This is a genomic window from Pseudomonas sp. GW822-FHT02E03, from assembly GCF_058802325.1.
Window position 1 is genome coordinate 107,572 of record NZ_JBXAOA010000008.1, and the last position, 12,162, is coordinate 119,733.

General features: G+C 58.4%; 14 protein-coding genes and 1 tRNA gene. 10 read left to right on the forward strand and 5 right to left on the reverse strand.

Annotated elements, in window-relative coordinates; genetic code table 11:
- Positions 1-46 precede the first annotated feature (46 nt).
- Positions 47-1,480, reverse strand: a complete 1,434-nt coding sequence (locus tag AC1RQB_RS08995; protein WP_063342769.1) for a M48 family metalloprotease — start codon at positions 1,478-1,480, stop codon at positions 47-49.
- Positions 1,481-1,577: 97 nt separating this feature from the next.
- On the opposite strand from AC1RQB_RS08995, the gene AC1RQB_RS09000 reads away from it, so the two are divergent.
- Both AC1RQB_RS09000 and AC1RQB_RS09005 read left to right on the forward strand, forming a co-directional pair.
- A complete protein-coding gene (locus AC1RQB_RS09000) occupies positions 1,578-1,817 on the forward strand; it encodes a sulfurtransferase TusA family protein (RefSeq protein WP_008074470.1) in 240 nt (79 codons plus the stop codon).
- A 31-nt stretch (positions 1,818-1,848) separates the two neighbouring features.
- A complete protein-coding gene (locus tag AC1RQB_RS09005; protein ID WP_008074469.1) occupies positions 1,849-2,919 on the forward strand; it encodes an AI-2E family transporter in 1,071 nt (356 codons plus the stop codon).
- Between the two features lie 112 nt (positions 2,920-3,031).
- On the opposite strand, the gene AC1RQB_RS09010 is transcribed toward AC1RQB_RS09005, so the two are convergent.
- Together AC1RQB_RS09010 and AC1RQB_RS09015 are read right to left on the reverse strand one after the other, a co-directional pair.
- Entirely contained in the window at positions 3,032-3,505 is a 474-nt protein-coding gene (locus AC1RQB_RS09010) for a peroxiredoxin (RefSeq protein ID WP_007898660.1), read from the reverse strand.
- 10 nt (positions 3,506-3,515) lie between these two features.
- Positions 3,516-4,076, reverse strand: a complete 561-nt coding sequence (locus AC1RQB_RS09015; protein WP_007898662.1) for a glycine cleavage system transcriptional repressor — start codon at positions 4,074-4,076, stop codon at positions 3,516-3,518.
- Between the two features lie 326 nt (positions 4,077-4,402).
- Here AC1RQB_RS09015 and dapA point away from each other — a divergent pair, with 326 nt between their 5' ends.
- The 8 genes from dapA to AC1RQB_RS09055 all read left to right on the forward strand — a co-directional run bounded on the left by dapA (position 4,403) and on the right by AC1RQB_RS09055 (position 10,126).
- The gene (gene dapA, locus AC1RQB_RS09020) at positions 4,403-5,281 is read left to right on the forward strand and encodes a 4-hydroxy-tetrahydrodipicolinate synthase (RefSeq protein WP_007898664.1); all 879 of its coding nucleotides are present in this window, start codon (positions 4,403-4,405) and stop codon (positions 5,279-5,281) included.
- A gap of 17 nt (positions 5,282-5,298) precedes the next feature.
- Positions 5,299-6,414: an NlpB/DapX family lipoprotein gene (gene bamC, locus AC1RQB_RS09025; protein ID WP_008074465.1), complete on the forward strand. Its 1,116-nt coding sequence runs from the start codon at positions 5,299-5,301 to the stop codon at positions 6,412-6,414.
- Between the two features lie 4 nt (positions 6,415-6,418).
- On the forward strand, positions 6,419-7,177 hold the full coding sequence (locus tag AC1RQB_RS09030) for an MBL fold metallo-hydrolase (protein WP_007898669.1): 759 nt from the start codon (positions 6,419-6,421) through the stop codon (positions 7,175-7,177).
- 28 nt (positions 7,178-7,205) lie between these two features.
- The gene (purC, locus tag AC1RQB_RS09035; protein WP_007898671.1) at positions 7,206-7,919 is read left to right on the forward strand and encodes a phosphoribosylaminoimidazolesuccinocarboxamide synthase; all 714 of its coding nucleotides are present in this window, start codon (positions 7,206-7,208) and stop codon (positions 7,917-7,919) included.
- 83 nt (positions 7,920-8,002) lie between these two features.
- Positions 8,003-8,092: transfer RNA gene (locus AC1RQB_RS09040), tRNA-Ser, on the forward strand.
- A 330-nt stretch (positions 8,093-8,422) separates the two neighbouring features.
- Positions 8,423-8,614, forward strand: a complete 192-nt coding sequence (locus AC1RQB_RS09045; protein WP_008074435.1) for a YegP family protein — start codon at positions 8,423-8,425, stop codon at positions 8,612-8,614.
- A 163-nt stretch (positions 8,615-8,777) separates the two neighbouring features.
- Positions 8,778-9,707, forward strand: a complete 930-nt coding sequence (locus AC1RQB_RS09050; RefSeq protein WP_063342770.1) for a LysR family transcriptional regulator — start codon at positions 8,778-8,780, stop codon at positions 9,705-9,707.
- Between the two features lie 53 nt (positions 9,708-9,760).
- Positions 9,761-10,126 carry a 5-carboxymethyl-2-hydroxymuconate Delta-isomerase gene (locus AC1RQB_RS09055; protein WP_063342771.1) on the forward strand — a complete coding sequence of 122 codons (366 nt, stop codon included), beginning with the start codon at positions 9,761-9,763 and terminating at the stop codon, positions 10,124-10,126.
- Positions 10,127-10,129: 3 nt separating this feature from the next.
- On the opposite strand, the gene AC1RQB_RS09060 is transcribed toward AC1RQB_RS09055, so the two are convergent.
- Both AC1RQB_RS09060 and AC1RQB_RS09065 read right to left on the reverse strand, forming a co-directional pair.
- Positions 10,130-11,065 carry a LysR family transcriptional regulator gene (locus AC1RQB_RS09060; RefSeq protein ID WP_063342772.1) on the reverse strand — a complete coding sequence of 312 codons (936 nt, stop codon included), beginning with the start codon at positions 11,063-11,065 and terminating at the stop codon, positions 10,130-10,132.
- A 147-nt stretch (positions 11,066-11,212) separates the two neighbouring features.
- Positions 11,213-12,160 (reverse strand): DMT family transporter, encoded by a 948-nt coding sequence (locus AC1RQB_RS09065; RefSeq protein WP_063342773.1) that lies wholly within the window; start codon positions 12,158-12,160, stop codon positions 11,213-11,215.
- Positions 12,161-12,162: the final 2 nt, after the last annotated feature.

Consider the following 12,162-nt stretch of genomic DNA (forward strand, 5'->3'; position numbering starts at 1 on the left):
GAAAGAGGCGGTTTTTTTGTAACTGGATTTTCTGTTTCTGAAGCGGTCAGCCCATCATGTCCTTGACCATGCGTTCCTGCTCCATCAACTCACGTTGCCGTGCGTCGATCCGCGACGACAGCGGGAAGTTGCTGCCAGCCTTTCGCTTGGCGAAGTCCAGTTGCTGGATTGCCTGGCGATAGTCGCCGACCAGCGCAAAGTACTCTGCGCGAGCTTGATGCAGGCCGATGATGTTGCCCGACAGGCCACGAGTCTCGGCCACCATGTACCAGACGTCCGGATCATCGGGTCGGCTCTTGAGCAGGGTCTCCAGTGCTTTTTCCGCTTCGACCGCTCGATTCTGCTTGAGCAACAGGTCGACGCGCACCTGATTCAGCGGGTAGTTGCCGGGGTATTGAGTGAGCATTCGGTCGACCCGAGATTGAGCATCGGGCAGACGATTATTGGTGATGTCCAGATCGACCTGCGCCAGGTTGTAGATGATCTCGTTCGGCGATTTGGCCAGCAGCAGCTTGAGGTTCTCCCGAGCCTCATTTAGCTGGCCACCCTTGATCTGGGCGATTGCCAAGCCATAGCGCGCGACATCGTTTTTCGGGTTTTCATCGAGTTGGGCCCGAAAGCGCTTGGCGCCCAGGCCTGGGGTTTCTTCATAGATCAGTTGCACGCGCGCCCGAATCAGCTGATAACGCATGCTGTCTTCGATACCGCCCGACTTGGCCTGTTCGGCGCGGTTGCGGGTGTCGGCGATCCGCGATTCGGTTACCGGGTGAGTCAGCAGGAATTCTGGTGGCTTGGCGTCGAAGCGGTACTGGCGCATCAGCCGTTCGAACATGGTCGGCATCGAGCGCGGGTCGTAACCGGCCTTTTCCAGATTCATGATGCCGATACGGTCGGCTTCCTGTTCATTCTGGCGCGAGAAGCGTCGTTGTTCCTGAATCGCCGCTGCCTGGGTACCGGCAATGGCCGCGATCCCTGCATCACCTGCACCGGCCGCGGCAATCACGATGCCAGCCAGCAGCGCAGCCATCATGGGCACTTGCATGCGTTGCGACGCTTCGACACCGCGGGCGAAGTGACGCTGCGACAAGTGAGCCAGTTCGTGGGCCATTACCGAAGCATATTCACCCTCGGTCTGGGCATTGAGGAACAAGCCACCGTTGACGCCGACGATTCCGCCCGGCGCGGCAAAAGCGTTGAGCTGCGGGCTGTTGATCAGGATGAACTCCAGGCGCCGGTCATTGACCTGGCTGGTTTCCACCAGCCGGTAGACGCTGGATTCGACGTAATCCTTGAGTTGCGGATCGTTGAGCTGCGACACCTGACTGCGCAACAGCGCCAGCCAGGCACGGCCCAATTGGTGTTCCTGTTGCGGCGAGACGATGGCAGAACTGGCGTCACCAAGTGACGGCAAGTCGTCGGCGAAGCCCGGTGAGGCGAGCAGGCAAGCGAGCGTCAGCAGGGTAGGGCGCAAAAAAGTCATGCACAAAGCCTTAGTCGACAAAGACCTTACTGTAGCCGGACACTACGCTTGGGACCAGATATTCTAAGCGGCTTAACCCCCGCCCCGGAGTGATTCAATGACTGACACAGTAACCCACGACGCCGAACTGGACGCCAGCGGTCTGAATTGCCCGTTGCCGTTGCTCAAAGCCAAACTGGAGCTCAATCGACTGGCCAGCGGTGCGGTACTCAAGGTGATCGCCACCGATGCAGGTTCCCAGCGCGACTTTCGCACCTTTGCCCGATTGGCCGGTCATACGCTGCTTCGTGAAGAAGATGAGGCGGGTGTTTACCGCTATTGGTTGAAAAAAGCCTGAAACCTGCTGCGTTCGTTTCTAAGGATTATTGATGTTCAAGGTGTTACGCGACTGGATTCAGCGCTACTTCTCGGATGAAGAAGCCGTGGTGCTGGCGGTGCTGCTGTTTCTGGCATTTACCGCGGTGCTCACCCTGGGTGGAATGCTCGCGCCCGTACTGGCCGGTATGGTGCTGGCGTATCTGATGCAGGGGCTGGTAGTGACCCTCGAGCGCCTGCGCGTGCCGGGTGGCGCGGCGGTGGGGCTGGTTTTCGCGTTATTCATGGGGTTGTTGCTGGTTTTTATCATCATCGTGGTACCACTGCTCTGGCACCAATTGATCACGCTGTTCAACGAATTGCCCGGCATGCTCGCCAAATGGCAGTCGCTGCTGTTGCTGCTGCCCGAGCGCTATCCGCATCTGGTGTCGGATGAGCAAGTGCTGCAGGCGATCGAAGTGGCACGGGGCGAGATCGGCAAGTTCGGCCAGTGGGCGCTGACATTCTCGCTGTCGAGCCTGCCGCTGCTGGTGAACATCATGATCTACCTGGTGCTGGTGCCGATCCTGGTGTTCTTCTTTCTCAAGGACCGGGAGATGATCGGCCAGTGGGTCCGCGGTTATCTGCCGCGTGAGCGGGCGCTGATTACCCGGGTCGCCCAGGAAATGAATCGGCAGATCGCCAATTATATTCGTGGCAAGGTCATCGAAATCTTCATTTGCGGTGGCGTGACTTACATCGCCTTCGTGGCGCTGGGGCTCAACTATTCGGCGCTGCTGGCGTTGCTGGTGGGTGTGTCGGTGGTGGTGCCTTACGTCGGGGCGGTGGTGGTGACCGTGCCAGTGCTGCTGATTGCACTGTTCCAGTGGGGCTGGAGCGATCAGTTCATCTATTTGATGGCGGTCTACGGGATCATCCAGACACTGGACGGCAACGTGCTGGTGCCGCTGCTGTTCTCGGAAGCGGTCAATCTGCACCCGGTGGCGATCATTTGCGCGGTGCTGTTGTTTGGTGGGTTGTGGGGCTTTTGGGGCGTATTCTTTGCGATTCCCCTGGCGACGCTGTTCAAGGCTGTGCTCGATGCCTGGCCGCGCAAAGAACCGGTGGTGGCACCGCTGCTTTAATTGTCAGCCTCGAGGGCCTCTTCGCGGGCAAGCCTCGCTCCTACATCCAGGGTTTGAAATCTTGTAGGAGCGAGGCTTGCCCGCGAAGGCGTCCGGACAGACGCCCAAATGATCAGGCCTTGTTCAGCGCCTGAGCCGCAGCCAAAACCGCATCCACATGCCCCGGTACCTTCACACCGCGCCATTCCTGACGCAGCACGCCGTTCTTGTCGATCAGGAACGTGCTGCGATCAACGCCCATGTATTCCTTGCCGTAGAGCTTTTTCAGCTTGATCACGTCGAACAGCTGGCACAGCGCTTCTTCTTTGTCACTGATCAGCTCAAAGGTGAACGCCTGCTTGGCCTTGAAGTTTTCATGGGATTTCAGGCTGTCGCGAGACACGCCGAAGACTTCAGTATTGGCGGCTTTAAAGGCGTCAAGCTGATCACGAAAACCCTGACCCTGGGTGGTGCAGCCCGGCGTGCTGTCCTTCGGATAGAAGTAAATCACCACTTGCTTGCCTTTGAGGCCCGCGAGGCTGACGGATTGCCCGCTGGTGGCGGGTGCTTCGAAGTCGGCAACCGGTTGGTCGATGGCTACGGCCATGAAAGCTTCCTTACATTGGGTTTTGTGGGCGCCACGGCTCAATCAGTGCGTCCAGGTTCATGGCGTCGGCAAAATCCAGGAACTGGTCACGCAACCAGCTGATCTGGGTGCCGGCCGGCAAGGTCACGGTGAACGTGGCGTTGAGCATGGTGCCGCCGGTCTGCGGGGCCTGATAGGTGTCGCAGGTCAGGTTCTCCAGTTCGACGTTGTGATCCATGAAGAACTGGCACAGCTCGTTGATAATGTCCGGGCGGTAGGCCGAGCTGACGTAGGCAACGTATGGCAGGGCCTGGGGACGGTTCTCCAGGGCAGCGCTGCGGACCACGTTAACGGTAAAGGCGTGCCGTTTGGCCAGCACTGGCAGGCTGCCCTCGAGGCGCGCCAGGGCGTCCCAGCTGCCCGAGATTTCAAGGATCAACGCACTGCATTCGCCATGACGCGTCAGGCGAGAGGTGACCACGGCGCAGCGGTTTTCATGGCTGGCGCGGCACAGGACGTTAGTCAGCTCCATGGGGTTGGCGCCGAGGGCACTGATGACAAGGAATTGTTCGCGAACTGTGGGGGTGGACATGCAGCATTCCTAAAGCGATGAGCGGTCGATACTTTTATGGGCTTTTTTTACCGGGACGAGCCTGCGGATGCGAATTCAGAAAACCCGGCCGAAGGTTGCGACGTGCTCCAGAGTGGCGAGAGCGAGGGGTGGCAACGCTGGATCGGGGCTTGTGATGCCGAAAATGGAGGCTGGAACGCGGCGTACGAGCTTATCAGTACCGATCAAAGTCTGAAGGGTAGCGAAAAGCAGCGCCAAGGGGAATGGCAGCAGCGCAGTACTTCGCTTGTACAAGCATCTTGGCGCCAGTACCATTACCGCTCTCTTTTTCCGGCAGGAGCGGTTGCATGATTGCGGGCAGTATGGTGGCACTGGTCACACCCATGGATGCACAGGGTCGTCTCGACTGGGACAGCCTGAGCAAACTGGTGGACTTCCACCTGCAAGAGGGCACCAACGCCATCGTGGCGGTCGGCACTACAGGTGAGTCGGCCACGCTTGACGTGAACGAACACATCGAAGTGATTCGTCGCGTGGTTGCCCAGGTTGCAGGGCGTATTCCGGTGATCGCCGGTACGGGCGCCAATTCGACGCGCGAAGCGATCGAACTGACCACCAACGCGAAGAACGCCGGCGCCGACGCGTGCCTGCTGGTAACCCCTTATTACAACAAGCCGACGCAAGAAGGCCTGTACCAGCACTTCAAGGCCATCGCCGAAGCCGTCGACATCCCGCAGATCCTTTACAACGTGCCGGGCCGTACCGCCTGCGACATGCAGGCCGAGACGGTAATCCGCCTGTCGACCGTGAAGAACATCATCGGCATCAAGGAAGCCACGGGCGACCTGCAGCGCGCCAAGGACATCCTGGCCGGCGTGAGCAGCGACTTCCTGGTGTATTCCGGTGACGACGCGACCGCGGTCGAGCTGATGCTGCTCGGCGGCAAGGGCAATATTTCGGTGACCGCCAACGTTGCACCGCGCGCCATGAGCGAGTTGTGTGCCGCGGCCATGGCTGGTGATGCCGTCAAAGCCCGGGCGATCCACGAAAAACTGATGCCGCTCAATAAAACCCTGTTTATCGAATCCAACCCTATCCCCGTGAAATGGGCTCTGCATGAAATGGGCTTGATGCCGGACGGTATCCGTCTGCCGCTCACCTGGCTCAGTGCTGCCTGTCACGAACCGCTGCGGCAGGCCATGCGCCAGTCCGGCGTCCTGGTTTAATTGAGGAAGTACTACGCATGAAGCGATTGGCCGGACTTTCCGCACTTGCCTTGATTATCTCCAGCACCAGTGGCTGCGGATGGATCTGGGGCCCGGAAGGTTATTTCCGTGACCGTGGTAGCGACTACCTGGAAGCGCAACAGACTGCACCGATGCAACTGCCACCGGACGTCAGCACCGCCAAGCGTCTGGATCCGCTGTTGCCGATCCCGCGCAACGTGGCTGACGACACCGCCAAGGGCGAATACATTGTGCCTCGTCCGCAGCCGCTGTCGGCCGCGGCTGATGCCAGCGACTACACCCTGCAGAAGAGCGGCGATTCGCGTTGGGTCATGGCCCAGCATCCACCGGCCGAAGTATGGCCCGTGGCCGTGCAGTTCTTCCAGGACAACGGTTTCCGTCTGGACGAGCAACGCCCACAAACTGGCGAATTCACCACCACCTGGCAGCGTTCCGATGAACTGTCCGCAGCAATGGCCAAGCGCCTGAGCGCAGCCGGTGTCGGCGCCGACAGTGAAAGCCGTGTGCGGGTGCGTATCGAACCAGGCGTGCAGCGCAACACCAGTGAAGTTTACGTGGTCAGCGCCGAGCGTCCTGCCGGCAGCACCGCCAATGTGGATTTCACCAATCGTTCGGTTAACACCGGCCTGGACGCAGCACTGGTCGACGACATGCTGGCAAGCATGAGCCGCACCTCGGAGAAGGGCGGTTCGGTCTCCATGCTGGCCTCTCGTGATTTCGATACGCCAAGTCGTGTCAGCCTGACCGAAGATGGTAGCGGCAACCCGGTGCTCAACGTCGGTTCCGATCTGGATCGTGCCTGGTCGAGTGTCGGTCGTGCGCTGGAACAGGGCGAATGGCGTGTTGAAGACATCAACCGCAGCCTGGGCCTGTACTACATCAACCTCGCCGAAAAAGCCGAGAAAAAGGACGAGAAGCCAGGTTTCTTCAGCGGTCTGTTCGGCAGCAAGCCGGACAAGGAAGAAGTTGAAGCCCGCGCCGAGCGTTATCAGGTTCGCCTGAGCAAGGTTGGCGAGAACGTGCAAGTCACCGTCGAGAAAAACATCAACACCGTGGCGCCAGCAGACGTGGCGCGCAAAGTGTTGAGCGTGATTCAGGACAACCTGGGCTGATCACATGCGTTTTGCCGTTCTCGGCAGCGGTAGCCAAGGGAACGGCACGCTGATAGCCAGCGATGACACGTATGTACTGGTGGATTGTGGTTTCTCCCTGCGGGAAACCGAAAAACGCCTGCTGCGACTGGGTGTGAACCCTTCGCAGCTGAGCGCGATACTCGTGACCCACGAACATGCCGACCACGTGCATGGCGTGGGTTTGCTGTCTCGGCGTTACAATCTGCCTGTCTACCTCAGTCGCGGGACCCTGCGCGGGATGCGCAAACCGATTGAACCCGCAGGCTTTCTGGCTGGCGGCGAGCAACTGCAAATCGGTAACCTGAGCATCGGCGTCATTGCCGTGGCCCATGATGCACAGGAGCCGACGCAGTATGTCTTCAGCGACGGTCAGCGGCGTTTCGGCCTGTTGACCGACCTGGGCTCATATTGCAACAAGGTGCTGGACGGCTACCGGGACCTCGATGCATTGATGATCGAGTCCAATCATTGCCGTGACATGCTGGCTCGCGGTCACTACCCGTACTTTCTCAAGCAACGGGTGGGCGGTGAATTGGGACATTTGAACAACCATCAGGCGGCATTCCTGGTGGCCGAGTTGGGCTGGCAAGGCCTGCAACACCTGGTCCTGGCCCATCTGAGCAGCAAGAACAACCTGCCGCAGCTGGCCCGGCAATGTTTTGTCGACACCCTCGGGTGCGACCCGGACTGGCTGCAACTGGCCGATCAAGATTCAGGGCTCGACTGGCGACACATCGCCTAGCCCACCTACTTAGCAAGCGGAGCCCATCATGGAAAAACGTGAAGAACTCTACCGCGGCAAAGCCAAATCGGTTTACAAGACCGACGACGCTGACCGCTTGATCCTGCTGTTTCGCAACGACACTTCGGCGTTCGACGGCAAGCGCATCGAGCAGCTCGACCGCAAAGGCATGGTGAACAACAAGTTCAACGCCTTCATCATGCAGAAACTCGAAGCAGCCGGCGTGCCGACTCAATTCGACAAACTGCTGGGCGACAACGAATGCCTGGTGAAGAAGCTCGACATGATCCCGGTCGAGTGCGTCGTGCGTAACTACGCCGCCGGCAGCCTGGTCAAACGCCTGGGCGTTGAAGAGGGCATGAAGCTCAACCCTTACACCTTCGAACTGTTCCTGAAGGACGACGCCAAGGGCGACCCGTTCATCAACGAATCCCACGTCGTGGCATTCGGTTGGGGCACTGCCGAGCAACTGGTTCGCATGAAAGAACTGTCGCTCAAGGTCAACGAAGTCCTGAGCAAACTGTTCGACGACGCCGGCCTGCTGCTGGTCGACTTCAAGCTTGAGTTCGGCGTTTTCTCCGACGGCTCCATCGTCCTGGGCGACGAGTTCAGCCCGGACGGCTGCCGTCTGTGGGACAAGGCCACCGGCAAGAAAATGGACAAGGACCGCTTCCGTCAGGGCCTCGGTGACGTCATCGAAGCCTACGAAGAAGTTGCCAATCGTCTGGGTGTACCGCTGTAATCGACGCAAGCATCTGATAGCACGGAAAAATTTCGCTTAGGGGGTTCGCTTCCGGCAAAAGTGTTGTTATGATGCGCGCCGTTGGAGAGATGCCAGAGTGGCCGAATGGGACGGATTCGAAATCCGTTGTACCTTCACCGGTACCTAGGGTTCGAATCCCTATCTCTCCGCCATATATAGAAAGCCCCGTAGATGAAAATCTACGGGGCTTTTTTGTTTACGCGGATTTTTCCGACTGGCCACTTTCACTGCATTTGCCTCAGGTTTTCAGCGTCGGATAAATCAGCTCAACAGCGTAAGAAAAATATGCCTGTTCCCAAGAAAAGTACCTCCACTGAGTCGCTTTAATTACCACCCCCTGTATTTGTTGATCGCTTCGTGAATCAAGAAGTTATCTTCGAAATATCCCCTCACATTGAAAGACATTGCCGCAAAAATTCCTCATCTACTCTGGTTCTGCAGGTCACTGACCTGTCGTAATCAGCAGTCGCAAGGAGCGATCAATGTATTTTGAGATTTACAGGCAAACCCGTGGTATCGCACAAACTGGCAAGGGCCAATGGCGCTGGCGTTTGCGGGCGGGGAACCATGAAACGATTGCCAGTGGGGAGGCTTACGTCAACAAGTCTGATTGCGTGCATGCCATCAGTTTGATCAAAGGGACTCATGATCAGACCCCGGTCAAGGAGATATAGACTCCTGGGCGGTGAAGCTGCTCAGTCAGAGCAGCTTCTTTTTTTTCCGAACGCTCGTATAAGTGCCCTGGATTTTTAGGGATCGGGTCATTTGCCAACCTGCATAGACGCCGATCGCAAGACCTCCCTAAACTGTCCGCCGTCTGGGATCGGGGGACAATGGATGAATCGCAACGAACTGCGCAAGGCCGACATCAATCTGATGGTGGTGTTCGAGACATTGATGCTCGAACGCAACGTCACGCGGGTGGCGGAAAAGCTGTTCCTCGGTCAGCCGACCATCAGTGCGGCGCTGAACCGCTTGCGGACGATGTTCAACGATCCGCTGTTCATTCGGGTCGGCCATCGCATGGAGCCGACGGCGCGGGCCGAGGAAATTATTCTGCACCTGTCACCGGCGTTGGACTCGCTGTCGGTGGCCTTGAGCCTGACCCATGATTTTGATCCGCTCAGCAGCACCATGACGTTTCGCATCGGGCTGTCGGACGATGTCGAGTTCGGCCTGTTACCGCCGCTGCTGCGTGCTTTGCGCCAGGAAGCGCCGAAGGTGGTGTTCGTGGTCCAGCATGTCGACTACTGGCGCATTCCCGACCTGCTGGCGTCTGGTGATATCACCGTTGGTATCAGCCAGACCCGCGGCCTGCCGGCCAACGCCAAGCGCAAATTGTTGCGGCACATCCAGCCCAGTATTTTGCGCGCAGACGCCTCGGACACACCGCTGACCCTTGATGAGTATTGCTCGCGGCCGCACGTGCTGGTGTCCCATACCGCGAATGTCAGTGGCTACGCTGATGAATGGCTGGCGGAGATCGGTCGTACACGCCAGGTAGTGCTGTCCGTTCCGCAGTACAGCTCATTGCCGGCCTTGCTTGCCGGCACCGATCTGATCGCCAGCCTGCCGGATTACACGGCCGAGGCGATGGCCGCGTCCGGCCAACTGTTCAAGGAGCCGTTTCCGTTCAAGACGCCGACACTGGACCTGTCCATGGTCTGGCTCAGTCATGTCGACAGCGATCCGGCCGAACGCTGGCTGCGCTCGCGTCTGGAGGCGTTCATGAGTGAGCGTGCGACTCTTGCGCCTCCCAGTGAGTAGGGCGGCTCTGTGTTATATGTACGACCTTTCTGCCAATCTTCAGGAGCCCCGTTATGCCCCACCTGCACATGGAATACACCGCCAACTTGCCCGAGTTGAATGCCGATCTGGCGTTGATGCGGCTCAACAACGCGTTGGTCGCGTCCGGCCAGTTTGGTGCTGAATTCGATATCAAGTCTCGTGCAGTGAAGGTCGAGACTTTCAGGGTGGGCACTGCACTGGGCGAGCGGGCGTTCGTGCATGTGAAGCTGGCGCTGTTGAGCGGTCGCTCGCCGCAGATCAAAAAGCAGTTGTCTGACAGCCTGCTGGCCGTGGTGCAGGATGTGTGTGAGTGGCCGGCAGAAGTTCAGGTCCAGCTGTGTGTTGAAATCCTCGACATCGATCGAGAGTCCTACACCAAGACCGCCATCGGCCACTGAGTTTCAGGCCATTTCCTGTTCGGCGCAGGCTTTGATCACTTGCTCGCGTAGCCAGGTGTTGGCGCTGTCCTGATCGACGCTTTGACTCCACTGCATGTCCAGGGTGAAGCCCGGCAAGCCGTTGGGCGCTTCGCAGTGATTGAAGATTGCCTCGTTGGCCAGCAATTGCTGGATGCGTCGGGGCAAGGTCAGGATGAAATCGGTGCCGGTGATCATCTTCAGCGCCGCGCTATAACTGTTGGATCGCGCGACTATCTGTCGTTTGTGGGCCTGTTGAGCAAGCCAACCGTCGACCATATTGGTGGTCGATGTCCAAGGCGTCGGGAACACATGCCGGCGTTGAGTGAATGCTTGCAGGCTCAAGCGCGGTTCCAGCGGCGTGGCGCGTTTGTCGAAGACGCACACCAGATCATCTTCCAGCAGCCTCCTGGAGTTGAAATCGGTGTGGCTGCGATGAAAGTTCGGGCCGAAACAGATCACCAGGTCGAGGCTGCCGTCGCGCAGTTCTTCGGCCGGGATGTCGGTTTCGAACTTGTGCATGTTGACCATCACTGGCAGGTCGGCGAAATCGAAGCTCTTCAACAGGCGCGGCAGGATCAACTGCTCGAAGTACTCCGGCGCGCAGATATTGAAGGTGACCGGTTGCAAGGTCGGGTCGAAGGTCGGTGTCCCGGCGTGACACAGGTTGATGCTTTCGAGGATTTTCAGCACATGGGTATGCATGGTGCTGGCTTTGTAGGTGGGGCGCATACCCATGCGGGTATTGATGAATAGCTCGTCTTCGAAACTGGTGCGCAGTTTTTTCAGGCAGTAACTCACGGTGGACTGACTGACGCAGAGCGCCTCCGACACACCGGTGACGCTGCTTTGCTCATACACGGCGACAAACACCATGAGGTCCTGCATATCGAGCTTTCTAAGCAAGTTACTGTTCAGCATCCGTTCTGTCTCGCTGTGCTCCTTGCGCTGACTGTGCGCAAACGTGTGCGAATGATCCTAACGGAACGATGGTGCCAAGAGAATGCCTTGTAGGATTTTTCATGGTCAGTTGTGGGACAGAAAATGTTGCGAACACGACCTGTGAATTCAATCTCTTGAAAGCTGGCCAGAGGCCTTTAACGCTGATGGCTGCGCGGGGATCGCGTCGCGGCTGGATATTAGCAGCGCCAACATGCCGATGCCCACCAGTAATGCGCCGATGATTTCCTGGGTTAGTGGTGACTCGTGTAGCCAGAACCAGTGGAACAGCGTGATGAACAGAGTGCTCAGGTAGATGTAGGAAATGACTGAGGAGGGGGCGATGACGCCAATGGCTCGATGCAGTAGCCAGAAGGTCGCCAGCGTGGCGAACAGTGCCAGGTACATCAACCACCAAAGATCGCTCGCGGTCAGCAACGAAGCCGATCGCCAGCCGCCGCTGAACCCACAGAACGCCAATAGAAACAGCGCACCAAACAGCATATTCCAGAAGGTCATGCCCACCGGGCCGCGACCCTTGAGGCTATTGGTCTTGAGCCGTTGACTCAGGGGCGAGTAGAGCGCCATCGCCAAACAACCGATCCCGTACACCGATAGCGCATACAGCGACGGCAGTTCGTCGGGGCCAGCACCTTTCAACACCAGCAGCACGGCACCCGCTGCGGCAGTCAGCATGGGCAATACGCGCTTTTTCAGGCTGCTGTCGGGCATCAGGAAGGCTTCGAACAGCAGCGTCAGCAACGGCACCAGAGTGAACATCGTCCCGGTGTTGATCGCCGAGGTGTAGCGCAGTGCTTCGAACAATGAGCCGAAATACAGCGCCAGCAGCATACCGAGCACAGCGTGGCTGAGCAGTCCCTGGATGTTCATGGCGGTATCGCCCTTGAACACTAGCAGGGGCAAAAATACCAGGGCGCAAAACAGCAAGCGCAAACCGGTCAGCAGAATCGGGTCGATGGCCTGGCTGACCTGGGCTGCCGCGGAAAACGAGACGGCAATCAACAGTGCCCAGAGCAGCATGCCGACGTGAGCCGCAGCAAAACCTGTGCGTTTCATGA

Excerpts from the sequence above, each read along its gene's own strand:
- AC1RQB_RS09060 (WP_063342772.1), bottom strand. The coding sequence starts at position 11,065 with ATGCTGAACAGTAACTTGCTTAGAAAGCTCGATATGCAGGACCTCATG.
- AC1RQB_RS09050 (WP_063342770.1), top strand. The coding sequence starts at position 8,778 with ATGAATCGCAACGAACTGCGCAAGGCCGACATCAATCTGATGGTGGTG.
- AC1RQB_RS09045 (WP_008074435.1), top strand. The coding sequence starts at position 8,423 with ATGTATTTTGAGATTTACAGGCAAACCCGTGGTATCGCACAAACTGGC.
- AC1RQB_RS09010 (WP_007898660.1), bottom strand. The coding sequence starts at position 3,505 with ATGGCCGTAGCCATCGACCAACCGGTTGCCGACTTCGAAGCACCCGCC.
- AC1RQB_RS09015 (WP_007898662.1), bottom strand. The coding sequence starts at position 4,076 with ATGTCCACCCCCACAGTTCGCGAACAATTCCTTGTCATCAGTGCCCTC.
- dapA (WP_007898664.1), top strand. The coding sequence starts at position 4,403 with ATGATTGCGGGCAGTATGGTGGCACTGGTCACACCCATGGATGCACAG.
- bamC (WP_008074465.1), top strand. The coding sequence starts at position 5,299 with ATGAAGCGATTGGCCGGACTTTCCGCACTTGCCTTGATTATCTCCAGC.
- AC1RQB_RS09030 (WP_007898669.1), top strand. The coding sequence starts at position 6,419 with ATGCGTTTTGCCGTTCTCGGCAGCGGTAGCCAAGGGAACGGCACGCTG.
- purC (WP_007898671.1), top strand. The coding sequence starts at position 7,206 with ATGGAAAAACGTGAAGAACTCTACCGCGGCAAAGCCAAATCGGTTTAC.
- AC1RQB_RS09065 (WP_063342773.1), bottom strand. The coding sequence starts at position 12,160 with ATGAAACGCACAGGTTTTGCTGCGGCTCACGTCGGCATGCTGCTCTGG.
- AC1RQB_RS09055 (WP_063342771.1), top strand. The coding sequence starts at position 9,761 with ATGCCCCACCTGCACATGGAATACACCGCCAACTTGCCCGAGTTGAAT.
- AC1RQB_RS09000 (WP_008074470.1), top strand. The coding sequence starts at position 1,578 with ATGACTGACACAGTAACCCACGACGCCGAACTGGACGCCAGCGGTCTG.
- AC1RQB_RS08995 (WP_063342769.1), bottom strand. The coding sequence starts at position 1,480 with ATGACTTTTTTGCGCCCTACCCTGCTGACGCTCGCTTGCCTGCTCGCC.
- AC1RQB_RS09005 (WP_008074469.1), top strand. The coding sequence starts at position 1,849 with ATGTTCAAGGTGTTACGCGACTGGATTCAGCGCTACTTCTCGGATGAA.